10 protein-coding genes are annotated in these 20,015 nt (G+C 69.5%); 4 read left to right on the top strand and 6 right to left on the bottom strand.

Going from position 1 to position 20,015, the window contains the following annotated elements; all coding sequences use genetic code 11:
- Positions 1–45: 45 nt before the first annotated feature.
- The gene (gene ctaD / locus AC1D1G_RS09835) at positions 46–1,785 is read right to left on the bottom strand and encodes an aa3-type cytochrome oxidase subunit I (protein WP_283332747.1); all 1,740 of its coding nucleotides are present in this window, start codon (positions 1,783–1,785) and stop codon (positions 46–48) included.
- 158 nt (positions 1,786–1,943) lie between these two features.
- On the bottom strand, positions 1,944–3,752 hold the full coding sequence (gene leuA / locus AC1D1G_RS09830; RefSeq protein WP_005569596.1) for a 2-isopropylmalate synthase: 1,809 nt from the start codon (positions 3,750–3,752) through the stop codon (positions 1,944–1,946).
- Positions 3,753–3,955: 203 nt separating this feature from the next.
- On the opposite strand from leuA, the gene AC1D1G_RS09825 reads away from it, so the two are divergent.
- Positions 3,956–4,984 carry a hypothetical protein gene (locus tag AC1D1G_RS09825; protein ID WP_283353903.1) on the top strand — a complete coding sequence of 343 codons (1,029 nt, stop codon included), beginning with the start codon at positions 3,956–3,958 and terminating at the stop codon, positions 4,982–4,984.
- Between the two features lies 1 nt (position 4,985).
- Positions 4,986–5,336: a DUF8021 domain-containing protein gene (locus tag AC1D1G_RS09820; RefSeq protein WP_009477281.1), complete on the top strand. Its 351-nt coding sequence runs from the start codon at positions 4,986–4,988 to the stop codon at positions 5,334–5,336.
- Between the two features lie 87 nt (positions 5,337–5,423).
- On the opposite strand, the gene AC1D1G_RS09815 is transcribed toward AC1D1G_RS09820, so the two are convergent.
- The 3 genes from AC1D1G_RS09815 to AC1D1G_RS09805 form a co-directional block, all read right to left on the bottom strand.
- Entirely contained in the window at positions 5,424–6,389 is a 966-nt protein-coding gene (locus AC1D1G_RS09815) for a pirin family protein (protein ID WP_283353904.1), read from the bottom strand.
- A 163-nt stretch (positions 6,390–6,552) separates the two neighbouring features.
- Positions 6,553–6,963, bottom strand: a complete 411-nt coding sequence (locus tag AC1D1G_RS09810) for a DUF732 domain-containing protein (RefSeq protein WP_283332751.1) — start codon at positions 6,961–6,963, stop codon at positions 6,553–6,555.
- Between the two features lie 94 nt (positions 6,964–7,057).
- Positions 7,058–17,638 (bottom strand): SDR family NAD(P)-dependent oxidoreductase, encoded by a 10,581-nt coding sequence (locus AC1D1G_RS09805; protein WP_477951872.1) that lies wholly within the window; start codon positions 17,636–17,638, stop codon positions 7,058–7,060.
- 349 nt (positions 17,639–17,987) lie between these two features.
- Here AC1D1G_RS09805 and AC1D1G_RS09800 point away from each other — a divergent pair, with 349 nt between their 5' ends.
- Complete coding sequence (locus AC1D1G_RS09800) at positions 17,988–18,776, top strand: putative protein N(5)-glutamine methyltransferase (protein ID WP_280782984.1); 789 nt, start codon at positions 17,988–17,990, stop codon at positions 18,774–18,776.
- Between the two features lie 28 nt (positions 18,777–18,804).
- Here AC1D1G_RS09800 and AC1D1G_RS09795 read toward each other — a convergent pair whose 3' ends face one another.
- A complete protein-coding gene (locus AC1D1G_RS09795) occupies positions 18,805–19,491 on the bottom strand; it encodes a helix-turn-helix transcriptional regulator (protein WP_280782983.1) in 687 nt (228 codons plus the stop codon).
- Between the two features lie 85 nt (positions 19,492–19,576).
- On the opposite strand from AC1D1G_RS09795, the gene AC1D1G_RS09790 reads away from it, so the two are divergent.
- Entirely contained in the window at positions 19,577–20,014 is a 438-nt protein-coding gene (locus AC1D1G_RS09790; RefSeq protein ID WP_477951870.1) for a hypothetical protein, read from the top strand.
- Position 20,015: the final 1 nt, after the last annotated feature.

The raw sequence follows: 20,015 nt of genomic DNA, 5'->3' as shown, positions 1-20,015 counted from the left end.
CGGTTCCTCGAGAAGCTCTCGGGGAAGGGAACTTTCACGCGGATGTTACTGACGGTTTACCTTCGGGTCGGCGGACGCCGGTTCGGTCGCGTGCGCCACTGCGCCCCGCACACCCACGTGTGCCTCGCGGTGCATTCGGTCGACCATGTGCGGATAGTGCAGTTCGAACGCCGGCCGCTCGGAGCGGATGCGCGGCAGCTCGGTGAAGTTGTGCCGCGGCGGCGGGCAGGTCGTCGCCCATTCGAGCGAGTTGCCGAAACCCCACGGGTCGTCCACCGTGACCACCTCGCCGTAGCGGTAGCTCTTGAAGACGTTCCAGACGAACGGCACGGTCGACGCGCCCAAGACGAACGCGAACACCGTGGAGACCGAGTTGAGGACGGTGAAGCCGTCCGAGGGCAGGTAGTCGGCGTAGCGGCGCGGCATCCCCTCGGCGCCGAGCCAGTGCTGGACGAGGAACGTGCCGTGGAAACCGGTGAACGTGGTCCAGAAATGCCATTTGCCGAGACGCTCGTCGAGCATGCGGCCTGTCATCTTCGGGAACCAGAAGTAGATGCCCGCGTATGTGGCGAAAACGATCGTCCCGAACAGCACGTAGTGGAAGTGGGCGATCACGAAGTAGCTGTCGGTGACGTGGAAGTCCAGCGGCGGGCTCGCGAGGATGACGCCGGTGAGGCCGCCGAAGATGAACGTGATGAGGAAGCCGAGCGAGAACAGCATGGGGGTCTCGAACGTCAGCTGCCCTTTCCACATGGTGCCGATCCAGTTGAAGATCTTCACCCCGGTGGGCACCGCGATGAGGAACGTCATGAACGAGAAGAACGGCAACAGCACCGCGCCCGTCGCGTACATGTGGTGCGCCCACACGGCGATCGACAGGGCCGCGATGGCGATCGTCGCGTAGACGAGCCCGCTGTACCCGAAGAGCGGTTTGCGGCTGAAGACCGGGAAGATCTCCGACACGATGCCGAAGAACGGCAGCGCGACGATGTACACCTCCGGATGGCCGAAGAACCAGAACAGGTGCTGCCACAGCAGCACGCCGCCGGTGGCCGGGTCGTACAGATTGCCGCCCAGGTGGCGGTCGACGAACAGCCCCATCAGCGCCGCGGTGAGGATCGGGAACGCCACCAGGATCAGGATGCTGGTGATGAATATGTTCCACGTGAAGATCGGCATCCGGAACATGATCATGCCCGGGGCTCGCAGGCAGATGACGGTGGTGATCATGTTGACCCCGCCGAGGATGGTGCCGAGACCGGACAGCGCCAGCCCCATGATCCACAGATCGGCGCCGACACCCGGCGCATGCAGCGCGCTCGTCAGCGGCGAGTATGCCGTCCAGCCGAAATCCGCGGCACCGCCGGGGGTGATGAAACCCGCGATCGCGATCGTGCCGCCGAACAGGAACGCCCAGTAACTGAACGCGTTGAGACGGGGGAACGCGACGTCGGGGGCGCCGATCTGCAGCGGCAGGATGTAGTTGGCGAACCCGAACACGATCGGCGTCGCGTACAGCAGCAGCATGATCGTGCCGTGCATCGTGAACAGCTGGTTGTACTGCTCGTTCGACAGGAACTGCAGACCCGGGACGGCGAGTTCGCCGCGGATCAGCAGGGCCATCAGACCGCCGGCCATGAAGAACGCGAACGACGTGATCAGGTACAGAATCCCCAGGTCCTTGGGATCCGTCGTCGTGATCATCTTGTAGAAGAAGCTGCCCTTGGGGCGGCGCCGGGCCGGATACGGGCGGACCGGAAGATGCTGTTGAAATGCCAGATTCACGACGCCCCCCGAAGGGTCCGAGGCGGTTCGGGTCCGGTGTGGACTCCGTTACCAGGGTAGTCACCCGACGCCCGGAGGGAGCCGCTTTCCGGGGCCGGAAACGACGCTACCGCAGGTGCGCGTGGTGCGCGCCTGCGGCAGCGAGGGTCGGGAAGCGGTCAGTGCGCGCGGTTGACCGCCGACACCACGGCCCGCAGCGACGCGGTAGTGATCGACGTCGCGATGCCCACACCCCAGACCACGGTGTTCCGTCCGTCGGGAGCGGTCACCGCGCACTCGACATACGCGGCCGCCTGGGCGTCGTCACCGGCCGACATGGCGTGCTCGGAGTAGTCGAGAACCCGCACGTCGAAGTCGATCGTGGCGAGCGCGTCGACGAACGCGGCGAGCGGGCCGTTGCCCGAACCCGAGATCTCGTGCTCCTTGCCGTCGACCTTCACGGTCGCGGTGATGGAGTCGGTGCCGCCGTCCTCCTCGGACGCCGTGACCTTCTGCTTCATCCGCTCGAGCGGCGTGATCGGAGCCAGGTACTCCTCGTGGAAGACGTCCCACATCTCCTTGGGCGACACCTCGCCACCCTCGCCGTCGGTGATCCGCTGGACGGCCTGCGAGAACTCGATCTGCAGGCGACGCGGCAGCACCAGCCCGTGATCGGCCTTCATGATGTACGCGACGCCGCCCTTGCCGGACTGCGAGTTGACGCGGATCACGGCCTCGTACGTGCGGCCCACGTCCTTGGGGTCGATCGGCAGGTAGGGCACCGCCCACAGGATGTCGTCGACGTCCGCGTCCTGCGAGTCGGCGTCGAACTTCATGGCGTCCAGACCCTTGTTGATCGCGTCCTGGTGGCTGCCGGAGAACGCGGTGTACACGAGGTCGCCGCCGTACGGGTGGCGTTCGTGGACGGGCAGCTGGTTGCAGTACTCGACGGTGCGGCGGATCTCGTCGATGTTCGAGAAGTCGATCTGCGGGTCGACGCCCCGGGTGAACATGTTGAGTCCGAGCGTGACCAGGCAGACGTTGCCGGTGCGTTCACCGTTGCCGAACAGACAGCCCTCGATGCGGTCGGCGCCGGCCTGGTAGCCCAGCTCGGCGGCGGCCACGCCGGTGCCGCGGTCGTTGTGGGGGTGCAGCGACAGGATGACCGAGTCGCGGCGGGCCAGGTTGCGGTGCATCCACTCGATGGAGTCGGCGTACACGTTGGGCGTCGCCATCTCGACGGTGGCGGGCAGGTTCAGGATCACCGGGTTCTCCGGCGTCGGCTGCAGCACCTCGGTGACGGCGTCGCACACCTCCTTGGCGTACTCGAGTTCCGTGCCGGTGTACGACTCGGGGGAGTACTCCCAGCGCCACTGCGTGTCGGGGTATTTCTTCGCCTCTTCGAGGGCCAGGGTCGCAGCGTCGGTCGCGATCTTCTTGATCACGTCGCGCTCGGCCTTGAACACCACCCGGCGCTGCAGGATGGACGTCGAGTTGTAGAAGTGGACGATCACCTTGTTCGCGCCCTCACAGGCCTCGAACGTGCGCTTGATCAGTTCCGGCCGGGACTGCGTGAGTACCTGGATGGTGACGTCGTCCGGAATCGCGCCGTCTTCGATGATCTCGCGGACGAAGTCGAAGTCCGTCTGGCTGGCCGACGGGAAGCCGACCTCGATCTCCTTGTAGCCCATCCGCACCAGCAGTTCGAACATGCGGCGCTTGCGGGCGGGGCTCATCGGGTCGATCAGCGCCTGGTTGCCGTCACGGAGGTCGACCGCACACCACTGCGGCGCGCGGTCGATGATCTTGTCGGGCCACGAGCGGTCCGGCAGCGACACCGGCTCCACTTCCTCGGAGAAGGAGCGGTAACGGAACGTCGGCATCGACGAATTCTTCTGCGTGTTCCACTCAGGCTGATCGGAGGGAGCAGGCTTGGAAGGCGGCGTGATGGTGCGCGTTCCGGATGTAAAGGCGTCAGCGGGGGACATGGGATTGATCTCCAGGTTCGATGTGGACTTTCTGAGTCCAACGGCTGTGTCGACCGGCGCACGAGAAACCCCGCGACGGGAAGCCAGTCTGGATCAGACCCCGTCGCGGCAACCAAGGAGGAGTGCGCGCTGCATACTCAGCACTGTACTCCGGGCACCATCGTTCGCGTGCCGGGGTTCGAAGTCCGAGTGAGGAGACAGCGGTGGGCCGCAGCGCGACGGTGACATCACCGCTGGTGGCCGCACTTTTTGCGGTACTGCTCACCTCCTGTGCCGGGGTGGTCGAGGGGGCGCCGAGCGTGGCGGGGGTCGGCGAGCCGATCTACGGACTGCCCGTCAGCGATCACAGCCGCGTCGAGTTGGCCGTCGCCGCCGCGGCCCGCGACATCGCCCCGTGCTCCCTGCTCGACGAAAATCTGGTCGCCTCGCTCGGGCAGGTCACCGCGTTCGGTCCCGTCGGCGATCTGTCGACGTGCCACGCCGAGGTGGTGCCTCCCCGCGGCACGCCCGCCAACCCCGTCTGGGTCGAGGTGGCGGTGGGCGAACGCGAACCCACGGAAGAAACCGGTGCGGGCGAGGCGACGTCGGGAATCGAGGTGCGTCCCGCGGTCGGCGCACTCCCGGGCACGTGCACCCTCTACTTCGCGCTGCCCCCGGTTCCGGGAGTGCCGGACGACGCCACCGCCCCGGGGCGCTGGGGGCACGTGTCGTATCTCGACGGGGCGGGCGGAACGGGTGACTCCGCCGGCGGCGACGACTGCGCGGAGGCCCGCACGGTGCTCGGATCGATCACCGGCAGGCTGCGCACCCCGGTGCCGGTGCGTTCGGATATCCCTCTCGCGCAGCAGGATCCGTGCAGGGTGGTCGAGAAGATGTCCGGACGGGGCGTCGAGACGTTCACCCCGGGCAGCCGTCCCTACGAGTGTCTCCTCACTCTCCGCGGCGGCGACGCGGCGTCCGTGCAACTGGCCCTGTCGCCCGAACCGTCGCAGACCGGCGGCCCCGAAGCGGTCGAACTCGACGGCAAGACGTTCACGTACTTCCGGGACGCACGCGAATGCCACTACTACTTCTACCCGGGCGCGGTGTTCGACACGAACCTGCCGTCGAGTCCGGTGAGCGAACGGGACAAACGCACCAATCGGCTGACGGCGTCCGTGGCGGCGTCCGCGCCTAGCTGCGACGACGCGGAAACGCTGGTGCTCGCCGCGGCCGAAATGTTCGACTACTGACATGAACACACAGGTCGATGTCGCCCGGGCCTACCTGGACGCGTTGCTCAGCCACGACGGCAACTCGGTGCCCATCGAGCCGCGCGCCGTGCGCTACGAGGTGGGGCTGAAGACGGCGTTCTCCGGAAATCACCTGCGCCGAAGCCTGTCCGGCGGCCCCCAGTACCGGGTGATCCGGGCGATCCGCGACTGTGTGTGGACGGTCGACGGCGACGACGTCACCGTCGACTACCTCCTCGACGCCGGACTGTTCGGCCGCACCCTCGTGACGGTCCGGGTGGTCGAGACGTTCCGRATCCCGCAGGACGACCTGCGTATCCACCGCATCGACGCGAAGATCCGGCGCCCCTGATCAGGGGCGCCGGACCGTCTGTCGCGCATTATCTTCCGCACGTGAGTGGCATTGTGTGCCCGGGCACGCTTTGCCACTCACGCGGGGTCAGTCGAGCGTTTCGTGCGCCGCGGGAACGGAACCCAGGCGGCCGGCCTGGAAGTCCTCGAACGCCTGCAGCACCTCGGCCTTGGTGTTCATGACGAACGGTCCGGCCATCGCGACCGGCTCGCGGATCGGCTTGCCGCCGAGGAGGAACACCTCGAACGACTTCGTCCGCGAATCCTGCGTGTCGGCCGCGGCGATCGTCAGCGTGTCACCGCGTCCGTAAACAGCCGTCTGCCCCATTCGGATCGGACGTCGCTCCGAACCGACGAGCCCCTCACCCGCGAGGACGTAGGCGAGCGCGTTGAACTCGGGGTTCCACGGCAGCGTCAGGCTCGCGCCCGGTGCGATCGTCGCATGCACGAGGCTGATCGGCGTGTACGTGGACCCGGGACCCTGGTGTCCGTCCACGTCACCGGCGATCACGCGAACGAGCGCGCCGCCGTCCGACGAGGACAGCAGGGCCACCTTCTGGCCGGTGATGTCCTGGTAGCGGGGCGCGGCCATCTTGTTGTCGCGCGGCAGGTTCACCCACAACTGGACGCCGTGGAACAGGCCACCGCTCATCACCAGGTGCTCGGGCGGGGTCTCGATGTGCAGGATGCCGCCACCCGCGGTCATCCACTGGGTGTCGCCGCCGCCGATGGTCCCGCCGCCGCCGTTGGAATCCTGGTGCTCCATGATGCCGTCGATCATGTAGGTGACGGTCTCGAAGCCGCGGTGTGGATGCCACGGTGTGCCCTTGGGTTCACCGGGTGCGTAGTCGACCTCACCCATCTGGTCCATGTGGATGAACGGGTCGAGGGCGGGCAGGTCGATCCCCGCGAACGCGCGGCGCACCGGGAAGCCTTCGCCCTCGTATCCGACGGGTGCGGTGGTGAGCGAACGGACCGGGCGGTCGACGGCGCCGGGAGCGGGTGCGTCGATACGCGGCAGGGCAAGGATGTTGTCGACCGTCACGGCAGGCATGGGGTGTCTCCTCGTACTCAGGTAATTGATTGTTCAACTACTTCATGGTGTGTAACACCCGCTGCGTCCAGGTATTCCCACAGGGGCGGCTCCGCCGCCCGTGCGCCTTTTTGGTAGCTGCAACAACCAGAAAGGCGCACGGGCGCGAAGCGCCTACTGCCTACTAGTTGAGGACGTTCTCGTGATCGGGGCAGTACCGCGTGATCGCGCCGATGATGTACGGGTAGACGCCGTCGTTGGTGAGCATCGGCGTCCACTCCTCACGCACCCGATCGAGGGGCTTGCCCGCGTCGAGGGCGGTGCAGATCTCGCCGGCCTGATGGACCGCCAGGTCGTCGTCGGTGACGGTCTGGTTGTTCGCACGCAGGTAGGCCAGGTAGTCGGCGGCCGTCTGCGGGTCGTCGGCGACCGAGAACACGCGGCTGCCGGGGGCGGTGGCGGCGGTCGTCCTCGCCGCAACGGACGCCGAGGCGGAAGTGGTCTCGGATGCGGCGGTGTCGCTGTCGCCACCGCAGGCGGTGAGGATTGCCGCGGAGCAGACGGTGAGGGCGGTCAGAGCAAGGGTGCGGCGCATGGGGCGTGTGATTCCTTTCGAGGCCTGTGACGGCGACGATCGTATCGCCTGCGGGGCCGGTGTTCCCTGCGGCGATCACCCGCACTGTTTCGGGTCAGAGACCGCGATCGATGAGGTCGAGGATCTCCTCACTCGTCGCGGCGTGAATCTTGTCGACGGCGGCCGCATGCGCATCGTCGGACGTGCCGACCTCGGCCAACAGGCTTCCCAGGCGCTGTGCGATGGCGGACCGCGCCTCGCTGTCCTCGCCGAGTTCGGCGATGGTCGCGCGCAGCCGGTCGACGTCGGCCAGGGCGACGGACATCGGGTCCGGGACGAGTTCCGAGCGCAGGAACTCGGCGACCGCGCGAGGACTCGGGTGGTCGAACACCATGGTCGGCGGCAACCGCAGACCCGTGGCGGCACCGAGATGATTGCGGAGTGCCACGGCCGCCAGCGAATCGAAGCCGAGTTCCTTGAACGCCTGGTCGGGGTCCACCGAATCCGACGCGTCGTAACCGAGCACCGTCGCTGCCCCGCCCCGCACCAGATCGAGCATCAGGTGCCGCTGCTCGGGGATCGACCGGTCGGCGAGGCGCTGCGCCCAATCCGACGGCCCGGCCCCGCTCGCGGTCACGACCGCGTCCGACCCCGCGGCGTGCGGGCGCGATTCCCGGATCAGGCCACGCAGCGGGGCGGGAACGTACGGTGCGGCCGAACCCGAGTGGTCGAACCGTGCGGCCGCGACCGTGGGCGCACCGGCAGCCAAGGCGCTGTCGAAGAGGGCCAGGCCGTCGGCCGCGGGCATGGGAATCATTCCGCTGAGGCGGGCGCGGGCGAGGTCGATCGCGCCGAGGTTGTCGGTCATGGCGCTCGGTGTCGCCCACATGCCCCACGCGATCGAGAGCCCGGGCAGCCCGAGGGCGTGGCGGTGATGGGCGAGTGCGTCGAGGAACATGTTCGCGGCCGCGTAGTTCGCCTGCCCGGGAGCTCCGAGGACGCCGGCGAGCGACGAGAACAGGACGAACGCCCGCACGTCGCTGTTCGCGGTCAGCCGGTGCAGGTTCCAGGCCGCGTCGACCTTCGGTCGCAGGACCGCATCGAGCCGCTCGGGGGTGAGCGACGCCAGTGTGCCGTCGTCGATCACGCCGGCCGCGTGAATCACCGCCGTGAGTGGGTGTTCGGGCGGTATCCCGGCCAGCAACGCGGCGACCGCCGACTCGTCCGAGGTGTCGCAGGCAACGATGTTCACCTCGGCACCCAGACCGCTCAATTCGCTGGACAGTTGGTCGCTGCCCTCGGCGTCGGGTCCGCGCCGGCTGGTCAGCAGCACGTGCCGTGCCCCGTGCTCGGTCACCAGGTGCCGGGCTACGAGAGATCCCACCGTGCCGGTGCCGCCGGTGACGAGGACGGTGCCGCCCGGATCGAACGGTGTCGGTTCGTCGACGGCGGGCATGCGCCGCAACCGCGGTGCGCGCAAGGTGCCGTTCCGGGCCGCCAATTGCGGTTCTCCGCTCGCCAGCGCCGACGTGATCGCGGCCTCGGCGTCGGATTCGTCGTCGAGGTCGATCAGCACGAACCGGTCCGGGTTCTCGTTCTGTGCGGAGCCGACGAGACCCCACACGGCTGCGGCCGCGAGGTCAGGACGGGCGTCGTGGTCCTGCCCGTCGTCGGTGACCATGGCGTTGCGGGTCACGATCACGAGCGGACTGTCGGCGACGGCCTCGTCGTCGAGCCACTCCTGAAGCAGCCGCAGTACCCGAGCGCACAGGTCGTGCGCCGCGTCCGGACCGTGGTCGCCCTCGGTCGCACACCCGACCAGCACCGTCCACGGACGCAGATCGTCGTCGTCCGGCCGGGACTGCATCGCGGTCCGCAATGTCTCGAGGTCGGGGTAGCCCGGGAACGTCGAACCGACACCCGGGTCGCCGAACCCCTCGGCGTCGAGCACGACCGCCGGTCCGAGGGGCCGTTCGGACGAGGCCACCTCCACCGGGATCCAGGCCGCCCGGTGCAGTCGAAGGGACGGCGACCGGCCTGCGCCATCTCCGTCGACCGCCCTCTGCGCCACCTGCAGGGCATCGACGGTCAGCACCGGCTCACCGGCGGGGTCGACGGCGGCAACGCGATACCGCCCGTCCTCGCCGGGGGTGAATCGGGCGGTCATCGCCTCCGCGCCGACGGTGTGCAGACGGATCCCCGACCAGGTCAGCGGCCAGCCGTCCCACCCGAGGAGGGGTTCGATCGCCGCCTGCAGCAGCTCCGGATGGATGCCGAATCCAGTCGTGTCGGTGCCGTCGTCGAGGCGCACCTCGGTCTCGGTGTCGCCCGGGTCCTGCTGCGGCACAACGGCGGCGGGGCCGACGACGTCGTCGATCGTCGCCGAAGCGTTCCGAACCCAGCTGTCCGGGCCGTCGGTGTCACCCGACTTCGACGAGATCGTGACGGTGCGAGCGCCGTCGGTGCCGGGCGGCGACACCAGTACGCGAATCGAGGCCAGTCCCGACGGCGGGAGGACGAGCGGGTGGTCCAGCGTGAGTTCGTCGATGTGGTCGAGACCGACGTGGTGGGCCGCGTGCAGGGCGAGTTCGATCGGCACCGCCGGCAGCAGTGTTTTCGCTGCGCCGGTCGCCGGCCGGTCGCCGTCGTCGATCGTCGGTGGCACGAGCCATGGATCCCGGTGCAGGGACAGCTGTCCGGTGAACAGGGTCGCGTCGTCGTCGAGGGTCACCGCGGCACCGAGCAGCGGATGATCGGCCGGGGTCAGACCCAGCTCGGTCGGGTCGCCGGTATGTCGGGTGGACGCCGTCGGCCAGTAGGAACGGCGCTGGAATGCATAGGTGGGCAAGGCTACTCGGCGGCGACCGGGCAGTACCCGATCCCAGTCGATCGTTGCGCCCTGCACGTAGGCGGCAGCGACCGCTTCGATGATCCCGTGTGTTTCGTCCCCGCGCCCGGGCAGCGTGGCGATCGTGTTCGGGACGACCTCGGCGGCCAGTGCCGCCAGCGCCGCGCCCGGGCCGACTTCGACGAGGCGGGTGACGCCGAGTTCGTCGAGGGCGCCGACGCCGTCGTGGAAACGCACCGCGTGCCGGATGTGCCGGGTCCAGTACTCCGGGGACATGAGTTCGTCGGCGGTGGCGACGCGGCCGGTGACGTTGGAGACGACCGGAATCTTCGGCGGCTGCGCCGTCAGCCTCGCCACCACGGCGGCGAACTGGTCGAGGATGGGGTCCATCAGGGTCGAATGGAAGGCCCGCTCGACCCGCAGACTCGTGGTCTTCAGTCCGGCGGCGGACAGTTCGGACGTGACGGCGTGCACGTCGCGTTCGCTGCCGGCGAGGACGACGGATTCGGCGCCGTTGACGGCCGCGAGATCGACGCGGCCGTCGATCCGCGGCAGGATGTCTTCCTCGCGTGCCCGTACGGCGATCATCAGCCCCGGTTTGGTCGACTGCATCAACCGTCCACGGTCACCCACCAGAGCGGCGGCATCGGGCAGGCTGAACACCCCCGCGACGTGTGCCGCGGTGATCTCGCCGATCGAATGGCCGATCAGGTAATCGGGGGTGATTCCCCAGTCCCGCAGCAACCGATAGAGCGCGACCTCGACGGCGAACAGTGCCGGCTGGGTGTACTCGGTGCTGTCGAGCTTCGCACCGCCACCGTCGGAATCGTCCCAGATGACTTGCCGTACCGGGGTTTCCACGTGTTCGTCGAGTGCGGAGCAGACCTCGTCCAGTGCCCGCGCGAACACCGGGTAGGCCTCGTAGAGGCCGCGGCCCATCCCGATGCGTTGCGCACCCTGGCCGGTGAACATGAAGGCTGTCTTGCCGCGGGCGCTCGTGCCGGTGACGACGTTGCCGCYGGGGCGCCCCGTGACGATGCGGGCGAGGCCGTCGCGGAGGTCGGCGAATGTTTCGCCGATCACCGCGGCGCGGTGGGTGAAACCGGATCGGGTGGTGGCCAGTGAGTAGGCGAGGTCGGCCGGATCCGGGAGTTCGGACTCGTCCGTGTCGAGGAACTCCGCCAGCCGGGTGGCCTGCGCCCGCAGCGCGTCCCCGGTCTTTCCGGAGATCACCCAGACCAGCGGCGACGTCGACGGAGAGACCTCCGGCGCCGTGTCCTCGGGCGGCTGTTCGAGGATCATGTGCGAGTTGGTGCCGCTGATACCGAACGACGAGACGGCCGCCCGCCGGGGCCGTCCGGTCTCCGGCCAGGCAACCGATTCGGCGAGCAGCGAGACCTCGCCCGCGGTCCAGTCGACGTGCCGGGTGGGGACGTCGCCGTGCAGGCTCGGGGGCAGGATCCCGTGCCGCATCGCCATCACCATCTTGATCACGCCTGCGACGCCCGCCGCCGCCTGGGAGTGGCCGATGTTCGACTTGACGGAACCGAGCCACAGCGGCCGGCCCTCCCGGCCCTGCCCGTACGCGGCGAGCAGCGCCTGCGCCTCGATCGGGTCGCCGAGCGTGGTGCCGGTGCCGTGCGCCTCCACGGCGTCGATGTCTGTGGGGCCGAGCGAGGCGTCGGCCAGCGCCTGGCGGATGACCCGTTCCTGGGACGGCCCGTTCGGGGCGGTCAATCCGTTGGAGGCCCCGTCCTGGTTGACCGCCGATCCGCGGATGATCGCCAGCACCCGGTGGCCGTTGCGCCGGGCGTCGCTGAGCCGCTCCAGCACCACCATTCCCGCGCCCTCGCTGAGCCCGGTGCCGTCGGCGCGGTCGGAGAACGGCTTGCAGCGTCCGTCCGAGGCGAGCCCGCGCTGGCGGCTGAACTCGATCAGCACACCGGGTGTGGCCATCACCGTCGCCCCGCCGGCCAGCGCCAGCGCGCATTCCCCGTCGCGGAGTGCCCGCGCCGCCAGATGCATGGCCACCAGCGACGACGAGCAGGCCGTGTCCACGGTGACCGCGGGACCGGTGAAGCCGAGGGAGTAGGAGATCCGGCCGGACGCGACGCTGTTGCTCGTCCCGGTCATCAGATAGCCCTCGGCGTCGACGTTGCGCTGAGTCATCAGATGGAAGCCGTAGTCGCCGCCCATCAGCCCGACGTACACGCCGGTGTCGGTGAGGCCGGGCGCGGTCGGCCGGATTCCGGCCTGTTCCAAGGCTTCCCAGGCGCTCTCGAGGAGCAGTCGGTGCTGCGGGTCCATCGCGATCGCCTCGCGCGGGCTGATCCCGAAGAACGCGGCGTCGAATTCGTCTGCGTCGTAGAGGAACCCGCCCTCCTTCATGTACGTGGTGCCGGCCCGGTTCGGGTCGGGGTCGTACACCTCGTCGAGATTCCAGCCCCGGTTGTGGGGGTACGCGCCCACGGCGTTGCGGCCGTCGTGGACGAGCCGCCACAGGTCCTCCGGGCAGTACACCTTGCCCGGGTAACGGCAGGCCATTCCCACGATCACGATCGGGTCGTCGTCCCTGCGGGCACGTGTCGGCCCGGCCGGCTGCGGAGCCGCATCGTCCCCGAGCAGGCGCGCCACCAGTTCCTGGGTCAGCGCGTCCGCGGTGGGGTGGTCGAACACCACCGTCGCGGCCAGTCGCACACCGGTGGCGGTCGCCAGTTGATTGCGCAGTTGCACGGCAGTCAGCGAGTCGAAACCGAGTTGTTTGAAGGCACGTTCCGGGTCGATCGCCTCCTTGCCTTCGTGACCCAGCACAGCCGCCACGTGGGTGGTGACGATGTCGAGCACCCGGTTGTGCCGCTCCCCGGGGTCCAGCGCCCGCAACTCCTCGGCCAGGCCGGTCGGGGAATCGGCCGCCGCGGCACGGCGACGACGGACGCCGAGCACCCGGCGCAGGATCGGCGGCAGCGACTCGCCCTCGGATCGAGAGGCCCTCGTCGAGAGCCGTATCGGCACGATCAACGGACGGTTCACGGCGAGGGCAGCGTCGAACAGGGCCAGACCCGATTCCGGGCTGATGGTGTCGATGCCGCTGCGCTGCAACCGGTCGAGGTCGGCCGCATTCAGATGGGACGTCATGCCGCTGGGCCGGTCCCACAGTCCCCAAGCCATCGACGTCGCGGGCAGCCCGCGGGCACGGCGGTGCTGCGCGAGTGCGTCGAGGAAGACATTCGCCGCCGCATAGTTCGCCTGGCCTGCGCCGCCGAGCACACCCGCCGCGGAGGAGAACAGCACGAACGCCGACACGTCGCGGTCCCGGGTGAGTTCGTGCAGATGCCAGGCACCGTCCACCTTGGGACGAAGGACGGCGTGCAACTGGTCCTCGGTCAGGGTGGCGGCGGTGGCGTCCTCGAGCACCCCGGCGGCGTGGATCACGCCGGACAGGTCGGGAATGCCGGCAAGGAGAGCGGCCACCGCGGCGCGGTCGGCCACGTCGCAGGCGACAGCGCTGACCTCCGCCTCCGACTCGGCGAACTCGGCACGCAGTTCGGCCGCACTCTCGGTATCGAGTGCGTGCCGGCCGGTCAGCACCAGACGGCGCACCCCGTGCCGCGCGACGAGGTGGCGGGCGATCAGTCTGCCGATAGTTCCCGTGCCGCCGGTGATCAGGACCGTGCCGTCCGGGCCGAAGCGTGCGGGTCCCGGTTCGGGTGCCGACGCGGCGGGCGTCACCGCGGCGAGCATGGGCGCCAGCAGTACACCGTCCCGGATGGCCAGCTGAGGCTCGTTGCAGGCCAGGGCCATGGCGATCAGCGAAGGGTCACCGGCGTGTACGTCCAGGTCCACCAGCGTGATGCGGTCCGGGTGCTCGTTCTGCACCGCGCCGATCAGTCCCCACGCGGGGGCGGCTGACACGTCGTCGACCGGATCGTCGTCGCGGACCGCCACCGCGAGCCTCGTCGTGACCAGCAACCGGGTCTCGGCCAGGCGATCCTCGCGGAGCCAGGACTGGACCGCCCGCAACGTCGCCTCCGCGGCGGTGTGTGCTCGAGTCGGCGTGTCCGGTTCGTCGCCCGGTTCGCGGTCGAGCCACAGCACGCGACCTTCCGGATCGCCGCCGGCAAGCGCCTCCTCGAGCGGCATCAGGTCTGCCGGAGCCGTGCTGGACGCACCCACCGGCATCCATTCCACGCGGTAGAGGCTGTCTCGGACCCCGGCGGCGGGCACACCCGACTCCCCGAGCGGCCGCAGTGCCAGCGATTCGGCGGTCAGCACCGGTCCGCCTGCCGCGTCGTACGCGGAGACCCGGTAGCGCTCGGGTCCGGTCGTGGTGACGTGCACGCGCAGGGCGGTGGCGCCCACGGCGTGCAGCTGCACCTTGTCCCAGGCGAACGGCAGCCGGACACCGGTGTCCGCGGCCCCGAGCGCAATCACGTGCAGCGCCGCGTCGAGCACCGCCGGGTGGATTCCGTATCCCGCGACCGCAGCAGCAGGGTCCTCTCCGCTCAGCCGCACCTCGCCGAACAGGTCGTCGCCTCGCCGCCACGCCGCGCGGAGGCCGCGGAAGGCCGGGCCGTATTCGTAGCCGGCCTCGTCGAGCACGTCGTACAGACCCCGGACGTCGATCGGCGTGGCATCGGCGGGCGGCCATTGCTGTTCGGGGGAATCGGCGGTGTCGACGGCGGCCGTGAGCGTTCCGGTGGCGTGCCGGGTCCACGGGGTGTCCTGCGCGGCATCGGCAGGCCGGGAGTGCACCGACACCGTGGATCGGCCCGATTCACCGTCGGCGAGCACGCTCACCTGCAATGCCGCCTCACCCTCGGCGGGAATCACCAGGGGTGCTTCGATGGCGAGTTCTTCGAGCCTGCCGCACCCCACGCGGTTCCCCGCGTGCAGGGCGAGCTCCACGAAAGCCGTGCCCGGCAGAATGACGGTGCCGCTGACACCGTGGTCGCTCAGCCACGGAAGGCGTTGTGGCGACAGCAGACCCGTGAATACCGCGCCCCGGCCGTCACCGAGCTCGACCGACGCGGCGAGCATCGGATGCCCCCCGGTTTCCATACCGGTCGACGCGAAATCTCCCTGCGGAACCGGACTTTCCAGCCAGTAGCGGCGGTGCTGGAAAGCGTACGTGGGTAGGTCCACCCACTGCTGCCGATCGTCGTGCCGCGCCCAGCTCACCTGATCCCACTCGACGTGCAGTCCGTACACCTGTGCCTCGGCGAGTGCGGCGGTGAACTGGCGCAGGCCCGCGCGGTCGCGCCGGATGGTCCCGATGGCGCGGCCGGCGACGCCCGCCGCGTCGAGGGTTTCCTGCAAGGGCACGGTGAGGACGGGGTGGCTGCACGACTCGACGAACAGTCGATACCCGTCCGCGGCCAGCGATCTCGTCGCCTGCTCGAAGCGGACCGTCCGTCGCAGGTTCCGGTACCAGTAGTCCGCGTCCAGTGCGGTGCCGTCCAGCACACCACCGGTCACCGACGAGTAGAACGGAATTCGCGACCGGCGGGGAGTGATGGACGCGAGGACATCGAGAATGGGTTCCCGCAGGACGGAGACGTCCGCGCAATGCGACGCGTATTCCACGGCGATCCGCCTGGCCTGGACGCCGTCGCCCTGCAACTGGCCGACCAGGAGGTCGAGGGCGTCGACGGGTCCGGAGATCACCGTCGCGGACGGCCCGTTCATCGCCGCGACCTCGACGGCGCCGGCCCAGGGCTGAATCTTCTCCCGCACGATGTCCGCCGGCAGTGCCACCGAGGCCATCCCGCCGCCACGCCGGGCCGACGCGCCGATCACCCTGCTGCGCGCGGCCACGACGAGCGCCGCATCCGAAAGACTCAGCGCGCCCGCGACATACGCGGCCGCGATCTCGCCCTGCGAATGTCCGACGACGGCCGCCGGTTCGACACCGTGGGAACGCCACAATGCCGCGAGACCGACCATCATCGCGAACAGCGCCGGTTGCACCACGTCGACCCGGTCCAGAGCCACGGGATCACGGTCGCGCAGCACGTCCAGCAACGAGAAGTTGGTGTACGGGGCCAGCGCGTCGGCGCACTCCCGCACGGCGTCGGCGAACACCGGCGACGTGTCCAGGAGTTCGGTGGCCATGCCCACCCACTGCGAACCCTGGCCGGGGAAGACGAACACCGGCCGGTCGCCGGCTTCCAACGCCACGCCGGTGACGACGTCGGCGCTGGGCGCGCCTCGGCTGAGCGCGTCGAGGCCGTTCAGCAGGCCCTGCGGCCGCGCGCCGATCACGGCGGCGCGGTGGTCGAACGTGGCACGCGAACCCAGCAGTGCGCCTGCCACGGCGGCGGGCGTCAGGCCCGGGTGCTCGGTGACGTAGTCGCGCAACCGCTCGGCCTGGGCGCGCAGCGCGAGCTCGGTGTGGCCCGAGACGAACCAGGCCACGACTTCGTCCGGGGGAGAGACTGATTCAGACGCCGTGGGCTCGACCGGTGGGGATTCCTCCAGGACGACATGCGCGTTGGTGCCGCTGATGCCGAACGACGAGACCGCCGCCCGCCGGGGCCGATCGGACGCCGGCCACTCCCGGTTCTCGGTGAGCAACGACACCGAACCGGCGGACCAGTCGACGTGCGGGGTCGGCCGGTCGACGTGCAGAGTCTGCGGCAGGACGCCGTGCCGCATCGCCATGATCATCTTGATCACCCCGGCGACGCCGGCGGCCGCCTGGGTGTGCCCGAGGTTCGACTTCACCGAGCCGAGCCACAGCGGCCGGTCGGCGGGGCGGTCGCGTCCGTAACCGGCCAGCAGGGCGGACGCCTCGATCGGATCGCCCAGCTTCGTGCCGGTGCCGTGCGCCTCGACCACGTCGACGTCGCCCGGGCCGAGTCCCGCATTGGCCAGCGCCTGCGCGATCACCCGCTCCTGAGCCTGCCGGTTGGGGGCGGTCAGGCCGTTGCTGGCGCCGTCCTGGTTCACGGCGCTGCCGCGGATGACGGCCAGTATCCGGCGACCCTTGCGCTCTGCGTCGGACAGGCGTTCCAACGCGACCATCCCCGCGCCCTCGCCCCACGCCGTGCCGTCCGCGGCGGCAGAGAATGCCTTGCACCGGCCGTCCCGGGCCAGCCCACGCTGGCGGCTGAACTCCACGAACACCGCGGGGGTCGCCATCACGGTCGCCCCACCCGCCAGCGCCAACTCGCACTCGCCGCTGCGCAGCGCCTGCATGGCGAGGTGAATGGACACCAGCGACGACGAACACGCGGTGTCCACCGTGATCGCGGGCCCGTTCAGGCCGAAGCTGTAGGCCACGCGGCCGGACGCGACGCTCATGGCGTTGCCGGTGATGAAGTACCCCTCGAGGTCTTCGGGCGGCATGCCGCCCGCCCGTGCCGCGTAGTCGATGCCGGACAGCCCCGTGAAGACGCCGACCTGGTGGCCGTGCATCGACCGCGGATCGATGCCGGCATGCTCGAACGTCTCCCAGCTCGTCTCCAGCAGAAGCCGCTGCTGCGGGTCCATCGCCAGCGCCTCGCGCGGCGAGATGCCGAAGACCTCGGGGTCGAACCCCGCCGGATCGTCGAGGAAGCTGCCCTGCACCGTGTATGTCTTGCCGGCCTGCTCGGCCGTCGGATCGTAGAGGTCCGCCAGGCCCCAGCCCCGGTCCTCAGGGAACCCGGCGACGGTGTCGGTGCCGGACTCCACCAACTGCCACAGGTCCTGCGGCGATCGCACCCCGCCGGGGAACCGGCAGCCCATCCCGATGACGGCGATCGGTTCGCGGCTCACACCCTCGACCTCGCGCAGCTTTTCCCGCGCTTGGTAGAGCTCCGCGGTCACTCGCTTCAGATAGTCGAGGAGCTTCGCCTGATCGGCCATATCGGGGTCCTATCCGAGATCCGCCATACATAGCGCGGAAACCTCGATTGTATCCGCCACCACCATGCGGAGGCAGCGGTCCGAGCATCACCATCGATCGATCTACCTGGTCAATTCGGGCAGGTCACATGGGATACCCGCCGCTGCTCCGGTCCACACCACTTCCGGTTATTCGGATGCCCGGCGACCGCGGATGAAGGTAGTGTGGCGACTCCGAGCAGGATCCGTATCGAGGAGGTGAGACCTGTGTCCGTTCGTTCAGGTCGGGTGCTCTCACTCCGCGACCGCGCGGTCGTACCGACATAAGGTGACCGGGAGAGCGCCCATCGGCATTCCGGAAGGCTCTCCCATGTCAGTGTCTCTCTCACCGTCCCTCGAATTCGTTCTCGTCACGAGGCTTCGCGCCGCCGGCTGTGTGTTCGCCGAGGACGAGGCCCGTTTGATCGTCTCCGCGGCCCGGACGTCCGACGAACTCGCGTCGATGCTGGACCGCCGCGTCGCAGGCGTCCCTCTCGAACACGTCCTCGGCTGGGCCGAGTTCTGCGGGCTCCGGATCGCGGTCGATCCGCGGGTGTTCGTGCCGCGTCGTCGCACCGCGTTCCTCGTCGAGCAGGCCGCCGCCCTCGCGGGCGCGCACGCTGTCGTGGTCGACCTGTGCTGCGGTTCGGGCGCGGTGGGTGCGGCGCTCGCCGAGACGGGCGACGGCATCGAGTTGTACGCGGTGGACATCGACGCCGCCGCCGTCCGCTGCGCGCGACGCAACGTCCCGGACCCCGGCCGGGTGTTCGAGGGCGACCTGTACGAGCCGTTGCCCACCACGCTGCGGGGAGGCATCGACGTCCTGGTGGCCAACGCCCCGTACGTGCCCACCGACGCGATCCGGTTGATGCCGCCGGAGGCCCGGTTCCACGAGCCGCGGGTCTCGCTCGACGGCGGCGCGGACGGACTCGACATCCAGCGGCGGGTGACCCTCGGGGCGCGCGACTGGCTCGCGCCGGGCGGTCATCTATTGATCGAGACCAGTGCGGGTCAGGCCCCGCTCACCGCGGAGGCGTTCGCGGACGCCGGGTTGATCACCCGGATCGAGACATCGGAGGAGATGGACGCCACCGTCGTCGTCGGCGCCAACCCCAGGTGAGTGCCGAAGCGTCCCGGGGCACGCTTTGTCACTCACGTGCGGGGGGCTGCTCACTTTCGATCCGGACGCAGCAGTACCCCTCGGCGGGTGCCAGTATGGCGCGCCGATCCTCGCATCCCGCGCCGTCGAGCAGTCCGGAGAGCAGTGCGAGGTTCATTCCGCACACCATGTCGGTGTGCTGCCGGGCGAGCGTGTGGAACGGGCAGTTGACCAGGACGAGGGTGCCGTCGCTGCGGCGCGGTTCGTAACCGCACGTCGCGAGCGCCGCGAGCAGATCGTCGTCCGTGCAGCCCGTGTCGGCGCCGAGGCCGCGCCCGAAGTCGTGGGCACGCGCGGAGAGGGCCGCCCGCGGTGATGCGCCGGTGGAATCCGCGTCCTCGATCGCCCGGGCGAGCAACTCGCCGGCGAGCGCGTACGCCCGCTCGGGCAGGTGTACCGAGAACTCACGGTCGGATCGTCGGTAGAGCTTGGCGGGCCGCCCCGCGCCCGGACCCGCCCGCCCCCCGCGCCGCGCGAACTCGACGGCCAGCAGCCCCTCGTCGGCCAGCTTCTCGAGATGGAACGCGGACGTCGAGCGGGCGAGTCCCAGCGCCTCGGCGACGTCGTCGCGGCTGACCGGGGTCGTCTGCGTGCGCACGTGGTCGTACACCCGCCTGCGCACCGGCTCGTCGAGCGAGGAGACGGCCGAGACGTCCGAGCGTGGAGTGTCGTCCATGGACCCATTGTAAAACCGAGAATCGTTGACTTAATTGCGCCGCGAATTCTATAGTCAAGATACATAGTTTTTAGAAGGAGTCGTCATGGCTACCAACACACCCCACGAGGTCAGCCACGGTTCGCACACCCTGGCCGACCCCGGCTATCAGGCCTTTCTCGTGCTGCGCACGGTCTTCACCGTGGCGCCCATCCTGTTCGGGCTGGACAAGTTCACGAACTGGCTCACCGACTGGCCGGCCTACCTCGCGCCATGGATCGACGGCATCCTGCCGGGGACCGCGCAGCAGGGCATGTACGCCGTCGGCGTGATCGAAGTGATCGCAGGAATCCTCGTCGCCGTGGCGCCGCGGATCGGCGCTTGGGTCGTCGCGGCCTGGCTGGCCGGAATCATCGTCAACCTGGTCACGCTGTCCGGGTACTACGACGTCGCACTGCGCGACTTCGGGTTGCTCGCCGGTGCCGTCGCTCTCGGCCTGCTCGCCGCGGAGTACGGGCGCCGCCTCCACCGCCCCCACGCCTGAT

Source organism: Rhodococcus sp. P3_B8, from assembly GCF_056402775.1.
This window is presented reverse-complemented; position numbering and strand designations above follow the sequence as displayed.